Source organism: Anabaena subtropica FACHB-260 (assembly GCF_014697105.1).
GTDB classification, from domain to species: domain Bacteria; phylum Cyanobacteriota; class Cyanobacteriia; order Cyanobacteriales; family Nostocaceae; genus Trichormus; species Trichormus subtropicus.
Window position 1 is genome coordinate 18,986 of the sequence record NZ_JACJRF010000027.1, and the last position, 18,717, is coordinate 37,702.

Genomic DNA, 18,717 nt, shown 5'->3' on the forward strand with positions numbered 1-18,717 from the left:
ATCACTTACAAACCAACCAGCAAGCGTAAAGAGAGAGAGAAATGCCTCAGAATCCAGAAAGAATTGTAGACCACGTTGATCTGTTCAAACAGCCAGAATACACCGAGCTATTTGAAAACAAGAGAAAGAACTTTGAAGGCGCTCATTCTCCTGAAGAAGTTGAAAGAGTGTCTGAGTGGACAAAATCTTGGGACTACCGCGAAAAGAACTTCGCTCGCCAAGCTTTAACCGTTAACCCTGCTAAAGGTTGCCAACCTGTAGGCGCAATGTTTGCTGCTTTGGGTTTTGAAGGTACTTTACCTTTTGTCCAAGGTTCTCAAGGTTGCGTTGCTTACTTCCGTACCCACCTCAGCCGTCACTACAAAGAGCCTTGTTCCGCAGTTTCTTCTTCTATGACAGAAGACGCAGCAGTATTCGGTGGCTTGAACAACATGATCGAAGGTATGCAGGTTGCTTATCAACTGTACAAACCCAAGATGATTGCTGTTTGCACCACCTGTATGGCGGAAGTTATCGGTGATGACTTGGGCGCGTTCATCACCAACTCTAAGAACGCTGGTTCTATTCCTCAAGATTTCCCCGTACCCTTTGCTCACACCCCCAGTTTCGTTGGTTCTCACGTAACTGGTTACGACAACATGATGAAGGGTATTCTGTCTAACCTGACAGAAGGCAAGAAGAAAGCTACCAGCAACGGTAAGATTAACTTCATTCCTGGTTTTGATACCTATGTAGGTAACAACCGCGAATTGAAGCGGATGCTTGGTGTAATGGGTGTTGACTACACAATTCTGTCTGATAGCAGCGACTACTTTGATTCACCAAATAACGGTGAATATGAAATGTACCCAGGTGGTACTAAGTTGGAAGATGCGGCTGATTCTATCAACGCTAAGGCAACAGTTGCTCTCCAAGCTTACACCACACCCAAAACCCGCGAATACATTACAACTCAATGGAAGCAAGAAACAAAAGTTCTGCGCCCATTCGGTGTTAAGGGTACTGACGAGTTCTTGACTGCTGTTTCTGAATTGACCGGTAAAGCGATTCCTGAAGAATTGGAAATCGAACGCGGTCGTTTAGTTGATGCTATCACCGACTCCTACGCTTGGATTCATGGTAAGAAGTTCGCTATCTACGGCGATCCAGATTTGATCATCTCCATTACCAACTTCTTGTTAGAGATGGGTGCTGAACCAGTACACATCCTCTGCAACAATGGTGATGAAAGCTTCAAGAAAGAAATGGAAGCTATCCTCGCTGCTAGCCCATTCGGTAAAGAAGCTAAAGTCTGGATTCAAAAAGACTTGTGGCACTTCCGTTCCTTGTTGTTCACCGAGCCTGTAGACTTCTTCATCGGTAACTCTTACGGTAAGTACCTGTGGCGCGATACCAATATCCCAATGGTGCGGATTGGTTATCCTCTCTTCGATCGCCACCACTTACACCGCTATTCTACCCTCGGCTACCAAGGTGGTCTAAATATTCTTAACTGGGTTGTTAACACCCTGTTGGATGAAATGGATCGCAACACCAACATCACTGGTAAGACCGATATTTCCTTCGACTTGATTCGCTAGAAATTGTTGACAGTTTGCTATTGACAGGTAGAACTTAGGGACTGGGGACTGGGACTAATACCCAATCCCCAGTACCCAATATCTAACACTCTATTCACCTCAAATTCCTCAGTATGTCATCAACTCACACTCATCACCATCATCCTAATTTTCATCCACCAAACTATAAGAAACCAGGCGCATTTGATGTTTTGCTGCGTCCTGTGCGTGGTTGGGTTGACAATTTTCCGGTTAAAAATGCTCGTTTCGCTCATCTTGTTTGTCGGGTAATTCCTTGCTGTTGTCCTTTTGAGCGAAATATTAGTTTATTTGGGCGGACTCTGCACATTCCACCACTGTGTAAACTCAATCCTTTGTATGACGAGTTTGTGGGGTTGCGGTTTCGGGCTTTGTCTTATCTGGCTGATGAATGTGGGGTAGATGTGACGAAGTACATTTGCTAGAGACGAAGGTTGAGATTTTAAACGCAAAGTTTCGCGGAGGTTAGCGCGGAGGTACGCGGAGTATTTCTTTGTGTATGTCGCGTGGTGAGAGAAGATTTTTGCTGGAAGTTTATGATGAACGGTCATCAGTGGGCAGATTGATAGTTTTTAACTGTTTGCTGATGACTGATAAATGACAATTAACAATAGCGATCGCTTGCGAGAAGAGAGATGAAGAACACCCAAGGCAAAATCAACGAGCTACTGAATGAGTCGGGATGCGAACATAATCAGCACAAGCATGGTGAGAAGAAGAATAAGTCTTGTACGCAACAAGCACAACCAGGGGCGGCTCAAGGGGGCTGTGCTTTTGATGGGGCGATGATTTCTCTTGTCCCGATTGTGGATGCGGCTCATTTGGTGCATGGGCCGATCGCCTGTGCTGGTAATTCTTGGGGTAGTCGTGGTAGTCTCTCTTCTGGCCCCCAGCTTTACAAAATGGGTTTTACTACCGATATGTCAGAAAATGATGTAATTTTCGGTGGTGAGAAGAAACTCTATAAGGCAATTCTAGAAATTCACAAACGTTACAATCCATCGGCGGTGTTTGTCTACGCTACTTGTGTGACGGCTTTGATTGGTGATGATGTTGATGCTGTTTGCAAGACTGCGGCAGAAAAAATTGGTACTCCTGTAATCCCGGTGATTGCGCCTGGTTTTATTGGGAGTAAAAATCTAGGCAACCGCTTTGGTGGTGAATCTTTATTAGAATATGTTGTCGGTACAGCAGAACCGGAGTACACCACACCCTATGATATAAACTTAATCGGCGAATATAACATCGCCGGGGAAATGTGGGGAGTCCTGCCGTTACTAGAAAAATTGGGTATTCGCGTCCTGTCGAAAATCACAGGCGATGCTCGGTTTGAGGAAATCCGCTATGCACACCGCGCCAAGCTGAATGTGATGATCTGTTCACGGGCGCTGCTCAATATGGCGAGAAAGATGGAGGAACAATACGGCATCCCCTACATTGAAGAGTCTTTTTATGGCATCGATGATATGAATCGGTGTTTGCGGAATATTGCTGCTAAGTTGGGCTGTCCTGATTTGCAAGCGCGGACAGAAAAGCTGATTGCTGAGGAAACGGCGGCGCTAGATTTGGCACTGGCTCCTTACCGCGATCGCCTCAAAGGTAAGCGAGTAGTTTTATACACTGGTGGTGTCAAGAGTTGGTCGATTATCTCGGCAGCGAAGGACTTGGGTATTGAAGTAGTTGCTACCAGTACCAGAAAGAGTACGGAAGAAGATAAAGCTAAAATCAAACGGTTGTTGGGTGCTGATGGCATCATGCTAGAAAAAGGCAACGCCAAGGAACTCTTACAACTGGTAAAAGATACGCAAGCTGATATGTTAATTGCTGGTGGTCGTAACCAATACACCGCCTTGAAAGCCCGGATTCCTTTCCTAGATATCAACCAAGAACGCCATCATCCTTATGCTGGTTATGTCGGCATGATTGAGATGGCGCGGGAGTTATACGAAGCCCTCTACAGCCCGATTTGGGAACAAATTCGTAAGCCTGCACCTTGGGAAGAAGATACAGGAACATGGATACCCGGATATACAAATAATCAAAACGATATCTTGGCATCTATCGAGGAGTTAATTTGATGGCGATTGTTAATCTCCCCAATAAATCAGTTGCAGTCAATCCTCTCAAGCAAAGTCAAGCCTTGGGCGCATCTCTAGCCTTCTTGGGATTGAAGGGGATGATTCCTCTGTTTCACGGTTCCCAAGGTTGTACAGCTTTTGCCAAGGTGGTGTTAGTCCGGCATTTTCGGGAAGCGATTCCCTTAGCTACGACGGCGATGACGGAAGTAACTACCATTTTGGGTGGTGAAGATAACATTGAGCAAGCGATTCTCACTTTGGTGGAGAAGTCCAACCCAGACGTTATTGGTTTGTGTAGCACTGGATTGACAGAAACCAGAGGTGATGATATTGAACGCTTTCTTAAGGATATCCGCGATCGCCATCCCGAAATATCTCACCTGCCAATTGTATTCGCGCCTACACCAGATTTTAAAGGGGCGTTGCAAGATGGATTTGCGGCAGCTGTGGAAAGCATTGTCAAAGAAATTCCCCAACCAGGTACAACCAGAAGCGAACAAGTCACCATTTTGGCTGGTTCTGCTTTCACCCCTGGAGATTTGCAGGAAATCAAAGAGATTGTCACCGCTTTTGGTCTAGTACCTATCTTCGTTCCTGACATTGGTGCTTCCCTAGATGGACACCTAGAAGATGAATATAGCTCGGTGACAACTAGTGGCACAACCGTCACACAACTCAAAGAAGTTGGTTGTTCTGCTTTCACTATCGCCTTGGGTGAGAGTATGCGGGGGGCGGCGAGGATTCTGGAAGACAGGTTTAACATTCCCTACGAAGTCTTTAGCGAACTCACTGGTTTAGAACCTGTAGACGAGTTTATCCAAGCCTTAGCGATTCTCAGCAGCAATCCAGTACCAGAAAAGTATTGCCGTCAACGTCGCCAGTTGCAAGATGCGATGTTAGACACACACTTTTACTTCGGTGCAAAACGCATCTCCTTGGCGTTGGAACCGGACTTGTTGTGGTCGATGGTGCGGTTTCTGCAATCAATGGGGACACAAATTCACGCAGCCGTCACCACCACACGCTCACCCCTGTTAGAACAACTCCCCATCAAGAGTGTAACTATTGGTGATTTAGAAGACTTTGAACAACTGGCAATGGGATCTGATCTGCTCATTGGTAATTCTAACGTAGCAGCGATCGCCAAACGTCTTTCCATCCCTCACTATCGTCTGGGTATCCCCATTTATGACCGTTTAGGCAATGGTCATTTTACCAAAGTCGGCTATCGCGGTTCAATGGAAGTTTTGTTTGCGATCGGCAACTTATTTATAGATGCGGAAGAAGCAAGAGTCAAGAACTTTCACGAGAATTTTGTAACTGGTTATCAGTTATAGATAATAGCCAATTACCAACCCCCCATGCAGGAGTAATCAGAATGAAAATTGCCTTTACAACCAGTGACAGGATTCATATTAATTCGCACTTCGGTTCTGCTAAAGAAATTGATGTCTACGAAATTAATGCAGAAGGATATCAATTCTTAGAAACATTGAACTTTGAAGGCGACCTCAAAGAAGACGGTAACGAGGATAAAGTAGCCCCAAAATTAGCAGCATTAGCTGATTGTGCCATTGTTTATGTTGTGGCTATTGGTGGGACTGCTGCTGCTAAATTGATCAAAAAAGGTGTGACTCCTGTAAAGGCGCGATCTGAAGAAGAAAGTATCAGCGAACTCTTAAATAAATTAGTCCAAACCTTGAAAGGAAATCCTCCTCCTTGGTTGCGGAAAGCATTGCTACCAAAAACCAAAAATTTTGCTGATGAAATTGAGGATGAAGCAACAGTATGACACCAGAAAATAATTTAAATGGCACTGCTGAGAGTGTAGTTTCTACATCACCATTTTTGAAAGCATTAGTCTTACAAATTCGCGGACAAGATGCTTATGGGGTTTATCGTAGCTGGTCTGATGATTTACTTTTGAAGGGCTTTGTTGTCACTAAACAAAAGAAACGGGAAATTTCTGTGCAAGGAGAAGTTGACCCGGTAACTATAGCGCGGATTATGTCTTTTTTTAAGGCGATCGCTGCGAGAATTGAACAAGAAACAGGCTTAATTTCTCAAGTTGTTCTTGATTTAAGTCATGAGGGTTTTGGCTGGGCGTTAGTTTTTTCTGGTCGTTTGATACTGACAGTTAAAACTTTAAGAGATGCTCATCGTTTTGGTTTTGATTCTTTGGAGAAGTTGGCGGAAGAAGGCGATAGGTATGTCGAAAGAGGGGTTGATTTAGCTAATCGCTATAAAGAAGTGAGTAAGTTGTAAGAGAGGTTTTAAACGCAGAGGAGCGCTGAGGTTTACGCGGAGGAACGCAGAGTTTTACTTTCTTCTCTGCGCCTCTATGTGATACCAATTCACTAAAATTCTGAAACAGATCCAACTTCGGAAGTTCTTGTCAATCTGGGATTTTTCAATTGCGAACTGCGAATTGCAAATTGGTATAAGATGTTCAGAAATTATTCAACAGTATGCAAGTAGAAGAAACAAGTATTGAGCAAATACAAACTAAAATCAAACGCCTCAATAGTAAAGCTGGGCAAATGAAAATGGATCTGCATGATTTAGCAGAGGGTTTGCCAACAGATTACACCCAACTGATGGATGTTGCAGCCGCAACTTATGAGATTTATCGTCAGCTAGATGAACTCAAGCAAGAGCTGAAGAAATTGGAGAGTGGTAAATGACTAAGAATCTAGAAGAATTTAAAAAGCTCGTAGATGCAGAAGAATATTTTAAATTCTTTGAGCTAGATTACGATGTGAAAATTGTCAATGTTAATCGTTTGCATATTTTGAAAAAGTTCTCACAATTAATCAGTGAGATTGATACTAATTATCCAGACTTAAGTGCAGAGGAAAAGTTAAACCAATATTCATTAGCTTTGCAATCAGCTTATGAAGTATTTCTGGACTCATCACCCCAAGAACAAAAGTTATTCAAGGTGTTTAATGACAAGCCAAAAAATGTAATCACGCTGACAGAATTATCGTCTGATTAGGAGGTATAAAGTGATCAACCTAACGCCTACCGAGTTAGAACGTTATAGCCGCCAAATGATGCTTCCTAATTTTGGCGAAGCGGCTCAAAAACGTCTGAAGTCAGCGACAGTTTTAGTGACAGGTGTGGGGGGATTGGGTGGTACGGCGGCGCTTTACTTAGCAGTAGCGGGCGTTGGGCGACTAATCCTCGTCCGAGGCGGTGATTTGCGACTGGATGATATGAATCGTCAGGTGTTGATGACTGATGATTGGGTTGGTAAACCAAGGGTATTTAAGGCTAAGGAAACTCTACAAGCTATCAATCCCGATATCCAGATAGAAACAATTCACGACTATATCACCCCGGACAACGTAGATTCATTGGTACAATCGGCTGATATGGCGCTGGATTGCGCTCACAATTTTACTGAGCGTGATTTGTTAAATACGGCTTGTGTACGCTGGCGTAAGCCTATGGTGGAAGCAGCGATGGACGGGATGGAGGCTTACCTGACAACAATTGTTCCTGGTGTGACTCCTTGTTTGTCTTGTATCTTCCCCGAAAAACCAGAGTGGGATCGGCGTGGCTTTTCTGTGTTGGGCGCTGTCTCTGGGACACTAGCTTGTCTAACAGCCCTGGAAGCAATTAAGTTGATCACTGGTTTTAGTCAGCCCCTATTGTCGCAATTACTCACCATAGACTTGAATCGGATGGAATTTGCCAAGCGTCGTTTATACCGCGATCGCTCTTGTCCAGTATGCGGTAATAATGCACCTTGGCGATATGCACAATCCAATTCAATGGAAACCAGCAGTAATTGCACACATAGTTGATACAAATGCAAATCACTACAAACACCACACCTGAAAACATAATAACTATTCGCTACTAATCAGGAGATTTGATGACTGTTACTTTAACAGAAAAAGCTGAATTTCGTCTGCGAGCCTTTCTTCGAGGTTCTGCTACAGAAGCTAACGAAACCACAAAAGGTATTCGCGTCTCTGTCAAAGATGGTGGTTGCAGTGGCTATGAGTACACAATGGATGTCACCAGTCAGCCGCAATCAGATGATTTAGTAATTCAACAAGGTAGTGTGTTGGTTTACGTCGATGCGAAAAGCGCACCTTTGTTAGAAGGAATAGTCATTGATTTCGTTGAAGGGGTTGTAGAAAGTGGATTTAAATTTACTAACCCCAATGCAACTAGCACCTGCGGTTGTGGAAAATCTTTCAAAGTAGGTGACTGTTCACCCGAAGGTGTACCTTGCAGCTAAATAAAGTCTTCCTGTAAACAAAACGGATACTTGCTTCCCATCAAATGCAGTGTCCATATCCGGCTTACTTCTCGAAGACATCAGGGAGATTTAACTTCGAGAAATCAATCGATCCTATAAATCTGAGGAGAATCGGAAAATGGCTACCTATCAAGTTAGATTGATCAACAAGAAAGAAGACCTCGACACCACTATCGAAATTGATGAAGAAACCACAATTTTAGATGGTGCAGAAGAAAACGGTATTGAGTTACCTTTCTCTTGCCATTCTGGTTCTTGTTCTAGCTGTGTAGGCAAAATTGTTGAAGGTGAAGTTGATCAATCTGATCAAATTTTCTTGGATGACGAACAAATGGGTAAAGGATTCGCTTTACTTTGCGTTACCTATCCCCGTTCTAACTGCACAATCAAAACCCACCAAGAGCCATATTTAGTTTAATCAATTGCTGTAGTCGCTACCTATTTACAGCTTTTATTAGCATGGCTGAAATCAGGATGGAGGATGCTTTTCATCCTGATTTTCTATGATGATTAATTCTAAATTTCTTAATACCAATGTTTACTCCATTTACTATAACTGGCAGTTCTTTGGATTTGCTGAAAGTAGGCGATCGCGCCATAGTCAAGTTTTGCAATATTGAAGATAAAAATATTCTCAAAAAGCTTAATTCTTTGGGTTTAAACACAGGGGTCACTATCACCATAGAACAAGAATTTCCTTCTTTAATTATTCAAGTAGGAAGCATTCTTTTAGAGATAGATAAAGAACTTGCTCGCAATATCTACGTTCGTGTAATTAATAATTGATTTAAGAAGACTCTTATTTTACAGTCTTAGACTACTTTAAATCATTAAAATATTAGAAAATAAATAGAGACTTGAATATATAACATCTCTATTTAGGCAATAAAGGTGAGCCACCTAATTAGTTTTGCTTTAATCAACAGCCACTATCACATCTGAAGCTTTTATTAAGGCATAAGCCTGTTTACCTTCAGCAAGTTGTAATTTGTCTGCTGAGGATTTGGTGATAATCGAAACTATCTCTATTCCAGGAGCTAGTTCTAATGTCACTTCGGTATTAACTGTTCCAGTAACGACTTTTTTAACAGTGGTTTTCAAGAAATTACGTGCGCTAACTTCCATATTTATTAACCTTAGCTGTTTACACCTGATACCATACCAACATTTGCAGTAAATTAAATCACCCCTTTAGAATTTTTTAATTATTTCAATAGATATAAATTTAAATCCAGATACCTGACTTATTTAAGAAGTCGGGTATCTACATACAAGATAACCGTCAAAATAGCTGCTCTTGTTGTAATTTGTAAGCACAGTTAATCAATGTATATGGCGATCGTTATAAACATTCATAATTTAAACTTATCAGAGTGATAATATATAAGTAAGCTAAACTGTTGCTAGTGAACCTAGACCTCAGCAAAAAGCGATTACAGGGTTATCTCAGACATTCCTACCTTAATAACGGTCAAACTTAGAAATTGGGTAGATGGTCATATATCTTCAAGACGATACTCTCGGAAAGCTGCATAAATATTCAAACAAGAATAACCAGATTTATTAGGGTTTGCCATAAGTTCAATACTTATCATTAGGTGTGTCTAAATTGTTAGCAAAGGTGATTGTATTCCTATTCTAAAAGAGCCATTGAAGCTTGGGATTTAGTAGATGAACTGGAAGTAGAAGCCTGCTTTTATGGCTTACAAAAACCAGACAAATCTGCTAGAGAGCTATTTGCTGATAAACCAGAGCTAGTTACAGTTTAGAGTATAGTTTTACAACTCTAATCACTAGAATTTCATAGCATTTTAGTAATGGTGGGCATTGTCCACCATTACAACTGTTTTAATGTATGCCGCATCAGCAGGTAAAACAGAAGTAGTGAAGTTACTCCTACAATATCATCCTAACTTATATTTAAAAAATTTAGATGATTTTAAAGCTATAGATTTTGCTAGTAATGTAGAAGTTTTAAGGTTACTGAAAAATGCTGCAAAATGATATTTTCGGTAAAGCTTATCATGATGCAACTAAGCATTCTTACTTGTCGGTGCAGCTTGATCCAAATTATGTAGATGCTTCAACTCAACCATCTTCATTTAAAGTTTATCCAAAATTTTATCGCCGAGTGAAATTAAATCTCGATAATCCAATTCACTCTTTTATCTGGTTAACCAGTGCTGTCACCTTTGAGAAGGTATATAACAATGTCGCCTACAAACTCAGGGTAAATCCGTCAGCAGGCGCACTGTATCCCACTGAGATGTACGTACAGATTCGGGGAATGCCGGAAATAGTAGATGGGATCTATCATTTAGAAGTTGAGAATAATTGTCTAACACTCATCTATGAATTAATTGATGATGGTTTAGAGAGTTACGTTATACCAAGCAAATGTATCGCCGGATTCATTTTTTTAATTAGTTCTGTTTATTATAGGTCTAGCTGGAAATATCAACAAAGGAGCTTGAGATATTGCTTGTTGGATAGCGGACACCATTTAGGTGCTGTTGCTGCTTCAGCATATCTCCATAACCGCAATATTCAGCTACTTTTTGATTTTGATAAACTCACACTCAATACAGATTTAGGTTTTGAGAATAAAGAGTTTATTACTGGTTGTGCGATATCTGGCAAAATACACGAGAAACAGATTAGAAAATTAAGGCTGAAAGTTCCTTTTGTTTGTGGTACAGATTATTTTGAAGCTAATCAATTTGTTGAAGATAGCTATCAAACAACAGCTTGTCAAACAAGTCGCCAGCAGCAATTAGAACAGCCTAAATTTAATTTTGAGCAGGATAAATTCTACCAAACTGTCTGGAATAGACGTTCAATTAGACGTTTCCGGAAAGAGTTGATTTCGCAAGAACATTACTTATATGTCTTGCAACTACTAGAACAGCCAATCCCAACAGAAAATGGTGAGGAGATAGAACTTTACTCGGTAGTGCATCGAGTAGAGGGGATGAAATCAGGGTTATATAAAGGCGCAAATTTGATTAAAGCCGGTGACTTTAGTGAACACACTGGTTACTTGTGTGTGAATCAAGCTCTTGCCAGAGATTGTGCTGTAGTTTTCTTTTTCGTATCTGAACATACCAGTTATCAAACTGCAATGCAAATAGCTGGTTTTTTAGGACAAAGAATTTATCTGGTGAGTAATTATATAGGCATTCAATGTAGTGGAATTGGTGCTTTTTATGATGATGAAACCCAGGAATTCTTAGAAATACATAAAGATGTACTTTATGCAACGGCAATTGGAATCTGAATAGGATTGTAAAGAGAAATGAGTAATCAGAGGTATTATTTTAGCGGAGATGATTCTCATCCCATGCAGCCAAGTTCTGCTGACATTATATTAAGACAGCAATTAGAGTATTCCTTGAGTAAATACTTTTATGAAGGATGCGATCGCACCTTACAAAATCTCCTCTCTAATTGCAGATGGTATGTCACAACCCAAGCCAATGCAATGACGTTGGTAATTGAATGTCCAGATCAAGTTACCAACTGGCGGGTGTTGCAAAAACTTGTGCCAATGGGTAAATTAATTAATCAAATCGTCAGTAGCGCCAAAATTCGCGTCTGTCCCCCAGAAAGCGAAGGCGTACCTTTTGAAATGAGGGTAGATGAACTCTCTGTGTATCGAGACATGGCGTGATGAGGGAGATAAAGGGGATGAGGGAGTAAAACTAATACCTAATCCCCAGTCCCCAATCCTAATTACCAATTATTTCCACGATTTTATCAAAAACCAAATCAGCAGATTGTTGAACTATAGGACTTAATTCTAGTCCAAAATCAAGATTTGCTGCCTCAATTAAATAAACTGTCACGTCTTGAGGAAAATCATTTTGAAAGATTTTCTTTCCGGCGGCTAAAGCATGATCCCAACGAAAATCGTGTAAGTTATAACTAGGTTCTGGTAAAGCTGTCAATTCTTCACCAGGGACTTTAAATACTGCGCCAGGTTCTGAACCAGTGGAACTTGCATCAATAATTACTAATTGTTTGCTACCTCTAGCTTGAAACATTACTTCCATTCCTGCGGTTCCACAGTCATAAACTTGTACATTGGGATGAGGATTTTCCGCTAGATATTTTTGTAAGCGTTGCGCTATAATCACGCCTACAGCATCATCACTGCGATTAAAATTTCCGCAACCAATAATAGTCAACATTTTGTGATTAAGAAATTATTTATAAAATAAATCTTCCATAGGCTTTGTTATGAGCTTTAGCCTAGCAGATGATATAGCGGTATATTAGGCGCTCAAATTATCGTTCTTGTGACCAATCATATCGAAATACGCTCCTAACAAACCCTACAAAAATTCTATTTTCAATACACAAAATCTTAGATACCCGAATTTTTGGCAAAATCAGGTATCTTACCACCAGCCAAAGCTGCTATTAACTAGAACTGTACATTATACTTGTCAGCCAGTTCAGAAAGCTTCTCATACTGCTGAATAGCGGCTTCCAAAATTAATTGTTTCGCTTCTTCTGGCGTATTGCCATTTTCGGGAATTAAATACTTCACATAAAGAGCTATGAAATCAACCATAATTGCTGAACCTAGCAAACCATGACTATCAGCTTCTTGCCCTGCGATCGCTGATACTAATCCTGCTTTAATAGCATCTGGTTTTACTTTCATAAACTGGTCAATCAGTTGCCAGATATACTCATTTGGAATCAACTTTTCTAGCTTGCTTTTGTCAGGAATAAATTCTATTCCTGCTGCTCTCGACTGCTCTACAACACACCATTCTGTAAATTCTTGTAGTGCTATTTCGGGAAGTTTGGGGAGATATTTGTGTAGTTCTAAATCAGACACAAGCTTACCTATAAAGTTCAGTTTTGTTGGAGTGCATTAAGGCAAGCCTAACTTACTGTTTCTATAAGTTTTAGTGTGTTATGCTACGAGTTTTAGATAAATAGTTAAACAGTTAGATTTGCATAGATTTGGATGATAGACAAGCCAGCTAGGGCAAACTATTATCCTTTCCGAAGTGGGGACGATTACCAAAGCTATTTGGAAGTGGAAACTTTTATCACCGCCTTTGATAAGGTTAATAACCTATTAGGTACTTTCTCTGTGTTAAGTACTTCGTCCTTAGCGTTAGATAATTCGGCGTATTTTTATAGATAGGTGGACAAAACGTACTATCTACGCAGTTTTTTTAGTGAGTGTATTAGCTGTTTATGGATTGACTGGACGTGGTTTGGGCAGAATTTACGAAGTCACCTATATCCCTTTGATTGAGTTTGGGCTAGTTGGCGTGATTTACTTAGGCTTTATGCTGATTTTATGGACGATTTCCCGTCTACCTGTCAAAACATAAATATAGGGCAAAATTTTAACAGGCGATCGCTCCCAAAATCCCCCAAAGGTTAGCGACGGTCAAGGCAGGGCTAAAATAGTAATCTACGTGTAAATTGCTTGAACTATTGATTCTATGACTTCTGCTACGACTGTAAAAACTGAGTATGAAGCGATTATTGGTTTAGAAACCCATTGTCAGCTGAGTACTAACACCAAAATCTTCTCTAGTAGCTCGACAGCATTCGGGGCTGACCCTAATACTAACATTGACCCGGTGTGCATGGGTTTACCTGGTGTTTTGCCTGTACTTAATGAAAAGGTTCTAGAATACGCTGTCAAGGCAGGTTTGGCGTTGAATTGCCAAATTGCTAAATATAGTAAATTTGACCGGAAACAGTACTTTTATCCTGATTTACCGAAAAATTACCAAATTTCTCAATATGACTTGCCTATAGCTGAACATGGCTGGTTAGAAATTGAATTATTAGATGCTGATGGTAACCCAAAACGTAAGCGGATTGGGATTACCCGTCTGCACATGGAAGAGGACGCAGGAAAACTGGTACACGCGGGGAGCGATCGCATCTCTGGTTCTACCTATTCTCTGGTAGACTACAACCGTGCGGGTGTGCCATTGGTTGAAATCGTCTCGGAACCAGACATACGTTCTGGGCAAGAAGCCGCCGAATATGCCCAAGAATTACGCCGGGTTTTACGCTATCTCGGTGTCAGTGATGGCAATATGCAGGAAGGTTCTCTGCGTTGTGATGTCAATATATCTGTGCGTCCTGTAGGACAAGAGAAGTTTGGCACGAAGGTAGAAATTAAAAATATGAACTCCTTCAGCGCCATTCAAAAAGCTATTGAACACGAAATTGAACGGCAAATAGCAGCTATCGAAGCTGGTGAACGCATCATCCAAGAAACCCGGCTGTGGGAGGAAGGTTCACAACGCACCATTAGTATGCGGACTAAAGAAGGTTCTAGCGATTATCGCTATTTCCCTGAACCAGATTTAGCACCGATTGAGGTGACGGATGCACAACTCCATCAATGGCAAAGCGAATTACCAGAACTACCAGCCCAAAAACGCCATCGTTACGAAACTGAATTGGGACTGTCAGCTTATGATACACGAGTCCTGACAGAAGATGTGGTTGTATCTGAATATTTTGAAGCAGCGATCGCATCTGGTGCAAGTCCCAAAGCTGCGGCTAACTGGATTACCCAAGATATCGCCGCCTATCTCAATAAGCAAAAACTCACCATCACCGAAATTGGCTTAACTCCCGCTAACTTAGCTGATGTGATTACCCGGATTGAAACTGGCAAAATTAGCAACGCCCAAGCCAAACAAAAGTTACCAGAGTTACTCACAGGATTATCTCCTGAAAAAGCCTTTGCAGGTCAAGAACTCATCACCGACCCCAGTGTATTGGAACCCATCGTTGAGGAAGTGATAGCCGCTAACCCCAAAGAACTGGAAAAGTACCGCAATGGTAACATCAATCTTAAGGGCTTCTTTGTTGGTCAGGTGCTGAAAAAGACTAACAAACGTGCTGACCCCAAACTCACCAACGAATTGGTAGAAAAGAAACTAAATGGCTAACACCAGGCTTTTTTCAGTCATTTTTTCACAATAGTTTTACATAAACTATAAAAAATTGGGTGTCAATAATTACAGCCATGCAGTTATTATAAATGTATTATATGCACCCTAATAAACAGGAGAGTTACGTAAGTGACTCTCCTTATTTCTTGCCACTCTACAGATGTTGAATTTTGGATTATCTATCAGCATTCCTTGACTAACGACCAATGACTATTGACTATGAAATGAGCGAAATCAGTCATTTCACCACTCAATAATAAATGTTGATTAAGAGCCTATTTATAAAGTAAATATTAAGTAGGGTGTGTTACGGCGGTGAGAAGATTTGAGTATGAGCGACAGTATAAATTGCCGTAACGCACCATAATCACACGGTGCGTTACGCGTTGCTTTAATGCACCCTACAATTTAAGCTTTACTTTATAAAGTATCTCTAAGTCTGCCTTTAAATTCTCCTTCAATATATTTTTGGTTATATCCTGTTGCTACAGTCCATAAATTAGTTGTATATTTTGACTTCGTGTAACCGCGTAAAAAATTAGCAATTTCATCAGCAGATTTACCAACTTTTTCACTTTCAATTTTTTCAAGAAAACTCACTACTTTTTTTAAGTCCGTCATAAATGTAACAAAGGTATTTTAGATTATGGTGATTTTTATACAATAATCTACCCATCTTCATTGCTACTTTCCGCATTGGTGTTGAGTGAAGCAAGTCTCCCAAATAAAATCGAAGTATACCCAGTTTTATGTAAAAAACGGTGAAAAGATAAAAAGCCCAGGTTTGAAGGCTTACCCTTCTCATATAATGCTCTGATTGTCATCCTTTGAAGTAAATTACCAGCACTCACAGACAGTATGGAAATTAAAGAAATTAAAAAATCTTACAAGCCAAAAACTCAAGACAATGAAACTAAGAACTTTCAACACGTTAAAATAATCGACTGTAACCAAGCAGTGAGCAGAGTTATTTTTGAATGTTGGCACTGTAAACAAGGTTTATTAAGTGAGGTTGAAGGAGTATCTCCACAAGTTCTAGAAGTTACTTGTCCTAGTTGTGGTAGAGCAGCAATTAGGTTGATGGCTAATCAGGTACTTTCAACAACAGCCATTCCTTCACCTTGGAACTGATAAAAGCATAAGCTTTTAGAAGACAAAAACTCCTCTAGCTCGGAAAAGAGGAGTTTTTAAGTATTTTTTCAACATCTGTTTTGGGTATTATTTTTTACTACAAATACACAGGAATACAAAATCTTGTTAAGGCATTCATTCCCACAAAAATTTTACAACCAAGAATGAAAAAGTGTTTTTCTCCACTCTCCACTGCCAATTCCGCAATTACAACTTAAGAGGAAAACCCCTTTTAACCTGATTCATATTCTATGCTCTACGTATCCTGATACATATTTTACTACTTAATAAATAAGGTTACTTCTGTATATATCATATTTTGTAAGTTTATCTATTAGATAAACTTATCCATTTTTCTGAAAAATTGTCCTTATTCCATGATCCCTATAGGTATTTCAGGTAAAACAATGGTGTACAACGGGAATAGCAAATGAGCAAGGAGACTAAATTATTGTTTGTCTACTTCTTAAAGTTAAGGAAAGCTTATGCTGTCATAATCCTAATTTATTAAATAACCCAGCATTATATATTGATAAAAGCTAAAATTATTAAAGATGTATAAGCTTTTATCTATGCAAGCAATTTAATATTCTTTTAATAATAACAATTACAAATTTACAAACTTGAATCAAAAGGCTGTAAGCTATTGTCAGTGAATATCAATAACTACCCATAAAAAACTACTGCTTAAATAAGTCCTAATCGGACTTTTTTTGATCTATCTCCAGCAAGAGCTTTTTTTGTTGGATATTCGCACTATAGCGAGTCGCCTATAGCTAGTAGCCATCACCTCCGAGAACGCCAGAAATTTATTCTTTCTTGGCTAAAGTTTCTATGCCTATGAAATCAAACCTTTTTAAAAGCGACTCAAATTGTTCTTTATTTTCCAACTTCTTTTATTGCTTTAGCCAAAATGTCCTTAACTAATACTATCAATTTTAATAATCTGCGAGGCGATCTATTCGGTGGTCTAACTGCCGCAATTGTATCTTTGCCTCTAGCTTTGGCATTTGGTGTTGCTTCTGGTGCTGGGCCTGTAGCTGGTCTGTATGGCGCGGTTTGCGTTGGTTTTTTTGCGGCATTATTTGGGGGAACGCCAACCTTAATTTCTGAACCAACCGGGCCGATGACTGTTGTCATGACTGCAATTGTCAGTTCCATGACTGCAAGTAATCCAGAAAACGGTTTAGCAATGGCGTTTACCGTAGTCATGTTAGCCGGATTATTTCAAATTTTCTTTGGGGTATTTAAGTTAGGTAAATATATTACTTTGATGCCCTACAGTGTGATTTCCGGCTTTATGTCGGGAATTGGGGTGATTTTGATCATTTTACAAATTGCACCTTTTGTTGGGCAACCCAATCCTAAAGGGGGCGTGCTGGGAATCGTGCAGAACTTACCAGATTTATTGACAAAAATAAATCCGGCAGAAACAATTTTGGGTGCGTTGACGTTGGCAATTATTTTCTTAATGCCAAGCAAAATTAAGCGTTATGCGCCCCCTCAATTGGTAGCACTAATTGTAGTTACGTTAGTTTCTCTATTTTTCTTTGGCAACGTTGAGATTAGACGAATTGGCGAAATCCCAATGGGGCTACCCCAATTACGATTACCTACATTTACGCCATCACAAGTCACAGTCATGCTTGTTGATGGTGCAATGTTGGGACTTCTGGGATGTATCGATACTTTGTTAACTGCGGTAATAGCGGATAGTTTGACTCGTACCGAACACAAATCTGATAAAGAATTGATTGGTCAAGGTATTGCTAACGTGGTATCTGGTTTGTGTGGTGGGTTACCAGGTGCAGGTGCGACAATGGGAACAGTGGTTAACATCCAGACTGGTGCAAGAACAGCTCTATCTGGTATTACTCGCGCCTTAATTTTGTTAGTTGTAGTTTTGTGGGCTGCGAATATAACTGAAACTATCCCGATGGCTGTGTTGGCTGGGATTGCCCTAAAGGTGGGAATTGACATTCTGGATTGGAGCTTCTTAAAACGCGCTCATAAGGTATCCCTCAAGGGTACAATCATCATGTACGGCGTATTATTTTTAACCGTATTTGTTGATTTGATTGTTGCCGTCGGCGTGGGCGTGTTCATTGCGAATATCTTGACTATCGAGCGTCTTTCCGAATTACAAGCCCAAGAAGTGAAGACAATTAGTGATACTGATGATGCAATTGTCTTAACTGATGAAGAAAAGGGATTACTCGATCAAGCCAATGGACGCATTCTGCTATTTTACCTGAGTGGACCGATGATCTTTGGGGTATCTAAAGCGATCGCCCGCGAACATACAGCAATGGCAGACTCCGATGTGCTGATTGTAGACTTGAGCGATGTACCTATGTTGGGTGTAACTGCTTCCCTAGCAATTGAAAATGCCATTAAAGACGCTAGTGAACAAGGTCGTCAAGTGTTAATTGTTGGTGCAACAGGTAAAGTCAAACGACGCTTAGAGAAGTTTGGCATCATGAGGTTTGTACCTCCACATTATATGTTTGTCGATCGTGTAGAAGCTCTTAAGCAAGCTGTTGTCTTAGTGAAGGCTCAGGAAACTGGGGTGAATGCTTTTACTAGTCAAGGTCATGACCCTGATACTTACGCCTATCCCAACTAACTAAAGGGACTTTAACAATTCAAAATTAAAGACAGTGAAATGTAGGGTGCGTCAGTGC

Annotated in this window: 23 protein-coding genes and 1 pseudogene; 20 read left to right on the top strand and 4 right to left on the bottom strand. The window is 40.4% G+C overall.

What is annotated here, in order from left to right; translation table 11 throughout:
* Positions 1-41 precede the first annotated feature (41 nt).
* The 12 genes from nifK (at position 42) to H6G18_RS15795 (ending at position 8,738) form a co-directional block, all read left to right on the top strand.
* Entirely contained in the window at positions 42-1,580 is a 1,539-nt protein-coding gene (gene nifK / locus H6G18_RS15740) for a nitrogenase molybdenum-iron protein subunit beta (protein ID WP_190408040.1), read from the top strand.
* 113 nt (positions 1,581-1,693) lie between these two features.
* Complete coding sequence (locus tag H6G18_RS15745; protein ID WP_190408041.1) at positions 1,694-2,023, top strand: Mo-dependent nitrogenase C-terminal domain-containing protein; 330 nt, start codon at positions 1,694-1,696, stop codon at positions 2,021-2,023.
* Positions 2,024-2,233: 210 nt separating this feature from the next.
* Positions 2,234-3,676, top strand: coding sequence for a nitrogenase iron-molybdenum cofactor biosynthesis protein NifE (nifE, locus tag H6G18_RS15750; RefSeq protein WP_190408042.1), 1,443 nt, complete (start codon positions 2,234-2,236; stop codon positions 3,674-3,676).
* Entirely contained in the window at positions 3,676-5,013 is a 1,338-nt protein-coding gene (gene nifN, locus H6G18_RS15755) for a nitrogenase iron-molybdenum cofactor biosynthesis protein NifN (RefSeq protein ID WP_190408043.1), read from the top strand. Before nifE ends, nifN begins: the two co-directional genes overlap by 1 nt.
* 41 nt (positions 5,014-5,054) lie before the next feature.
* Complete coding sequence (gene nifX / locus H6G18_RS15760) at positions 5,055-5,468, top strand: nitrogen fixation protein NifX (protein ID WP_190408044.1); 414 nt, start codon at positions 5,055-5,057, stop codon at positions 5,466-5,468.
* A complete protein-coding gene (locus H6G18_RS15765; RefSeq protein WP_190408045.1) occupies positions 5,465-5,941 on the top strand; it encodes a NifX-associated nitrogen fixation protein in 477 nt (158 codons plus the stop codon). The genes nifX and H6G18_RS15765 overlap by 4 nt, the downstream gene beginning before the upstream one ends.
* Positions 5,942-6,144: 203 nt before the next feature.
* A complete protein-coding gene (locus H6G18_RS15770; RefSeq protein WP_190408046.1) occupies positions 6,145-6,360 on the top strand; it encodes a CCE_0567 family metalloprotein in 216 nt (71 codons plus the stop codon).
* Complete coding sequence (gene nifW, locus H6G18_RS15775) at positions 6,357-6,674, top strand: nitrogenase-stabilizing/protective protein NifW (protein WP_190408047.1); 318 nt, start codon at positions 6,357-6,359, stop codon at positions 6,672-6,674. The genes H6G18_RS15770 and nifW overlap by 4 nt, the downstream gene beginning before the upstream one ends.
* Before the next feature lie 10 nt (positions 6,675-6,684).
* Positions 6,685-7,488: a HesA/MoeB/ThiF family protein gene (locus H6G18_RS15780; protein ID WP_190408048.1), complete on the top strand. Its 804-nt coding sequence runs from the start codon at positions 6,685-6,687 to the stop codon at positions 7,486-7,488.
* A 71-nt stretch (positions 7,489-7,559) separates the two neighbouring features.
* The gene (locus H6G18_RS15785; RefSeq protein ID WP_190408049.1) at positions 7,560-7,931 is read left to right on the top strand and encodes a HesB/IscA family protein; all 372 of its coding nucleotides are present in this window, start codon (positions 7,560-7,562) and stop codon (positions 7,929-7,931) included.
* A 139-nt stretch (positions 7,932-8,070) separates the two neighbouring features.
* Positions 8,071-8,370, top strand: coding sequence for a 2Fe-2S iron-sulfur cluster-binding protein (locus tag H6G18_RS15790; protein ID WP_190408050.1), 300 nt, complete (start codon positions 8,071-8,073; stop codon positions 8,368-8,370).
* Between the two features lie 116 nt (positions 8,371-8,486).
* On the top strand, positions 8,487-8,738 hold the full coding sequence (locus tag H6G18_RS15795) for a FeoA family protein (protein WP_190408051.1): 252 nt from the start codon (positions 8,487-8,489) through the stop codon (positions 8,736-8,738).
* A gap of 129 nt (positions 8,739-8,867) precedes the next feature.
* Here the strand turns inward: H6G18_RS15795 and H6G18_RS15800 are convergent, their stop codons facing one another.
* A complete protein-coding gene (locus H6G18_RS15800) occupies positions 8,868-9,077 on the bottom strand; it encodes a TOBE domain-containing protein (protein ID WP_190408052.1) in 210 nt (69 codons plus the stop codon).
* 500 nt (positions 9,078-9,577) lie between these two features.
* On the opposite strand from H6G18_RS15800, the gene H6G18_RS15805 reads away from it, so the two are divergent.
* From H6G18_RS15805 to H6G18_RS15820, 4 genes and pseudogenes are all read left to right on the top strand, one after another.
* Positions 9,578-9,721, top strand: coding sequence for a hypothetical protein (locus H6G18_RS15805; protein WP_190408096.1), 144 nt, complete (start codon positions 9,578-9,580; stop codon positions 9,719-9,721).
* Positions 9,722-9,794: 73 nt separating this feature from the next.
* Positions 9,795-9,956, top strand: a pseudogene (locus tag H6G18_RS15810) (ankyrin repeat domain-containing protein); the annotation flags it as partial.
* The gene (locus H6G18_RS15815; RefSeq protein ID WP_190408053.1) at positions 9,943-11,229 is read left to right on the top strand and encodes a nitroreductase family protein; all 1,287 of its coding nucleotides are present in this window, start codon (positions 9,943-9,945) and stop codon (positions 11,227-11,229) included. The pseudogene H6G18_RS15810 and the gene H6G18_RS15815, both read left to right, overlap by 14 nt.
* Before the next feature lie 18 nt (positions 11,230-11,247).
* Positions 11,248-11,622 (top strand): hypothetical protein, encoded by a 375-nt coding sequence (locus H6G18_RS15820; protein ID WP_190408054.1) that lies wholly within the window; start codon positions 11,248-11,250, stop codon positions 11,620-11,622.
* Positions 11,623-11,680: 58 nt separating this feature from the next.
* Here the strand turns inward: H6G18_RS15820 and H6G18_RS15825 are convergent, their stop codons facing one another.
* Positions 11,681-12,142: a hydrogenase maturation protease gene (locus tag H6G18_RS15825; RefSeq protein ID WP_190408055.1), complete on the bottom strand. Its 462-nt coding sequence runs from the start codon at positions 12,140-12,142 to the stop codon at positions 11,681-11,683.
* 236 nt (positions 12,143-12,378) lie between these two features.
* Entirely contained in the window at positions 12,379-12,801 is a 423-nt protein-coding gene (locus H6G18_RS15830; RefSeq protein ID WP_190408056.1) for a hypothetical protein, read from the bottom strand.
* A 349-nt stretch (positions 12,802-13,150) separates the two neighbouring features.
* Here H6G18_RS15830 and H6G18_RS15835 point away from each other — a divergent pair, with 349 nt between their 5' ends.
* Together H6G18_RS15835 and gatB are read left to right on the top strand one after the other, a co-directional pair.
* Complete coding sequence (locus tag H6G18_RS15835) at positions 13,151-13,309, top strand: hypothetical protein (RefSeq protein ID WP_190408057.1); 159 nt, start codon at positions 13,151-13,153, stop codon at positions 13,307-13,309.
* A 114-nt stretch (positions 13,310-13,423) separates the two neighbouring features.
* Positions 13,424-14,899, top strand: coding sequence for an Asp-tRNA(Asn)/Glu-tRNA(Gln) amidotransferase subunit GatB (gene gatB, locus H6G18_RS15840; protein WP_190408058.1), 1,476 nt, complete (start codon positions 13,424-13,426; stop codon positions 14,897-14,899).
* Between the two features lie 423 nt (positions 14,900-15,322).
* Here gatB and H6G18_RS15845 read toward each other — a convergent pair whose 3' ends face one another.
* Positions 15,323-15,523, bottom strand: a complete 201-nt coding sequence (locus tag H6G18_RS15845) for a hypothetical protein (RefSeq protein WP_242040352.1) — start codon at positions 15,521-15,523, stop codon at positions 15,323-15,325.
* 237 nt (positions 15,524-15,760) lie between these two features.
* On the opposite strand from H6G18_RS15845, the gene H6G18_RS15850 reads away from it, so the two are divergent.
* Positions 15,761-16,033: a hypothetical protein gene (locus H6G18_RS15850; protein WP_190408059.1), complete on the top strand. Its 273-nt coding sequence runs from the start codon at positions 15,761-15,763 to the stop codon at positions 16,031-16,033.
* A gap of 913 nt (positions 16,034-16,946) precedes the next feature.
* Positions 16,947-18,659: a bicarbonate transporter BicA gene (bicA, locus tag H6G18_RS15855; protein WP_190408060.1), complete on the top strand. Its 1,713-nt coding sequence runs from the start codon at positions 16,947-16,949 to the stop codon at positions 18,657-18,659.
* Positions 18,660-18,717: the final 58 nt, after the last annotated feature.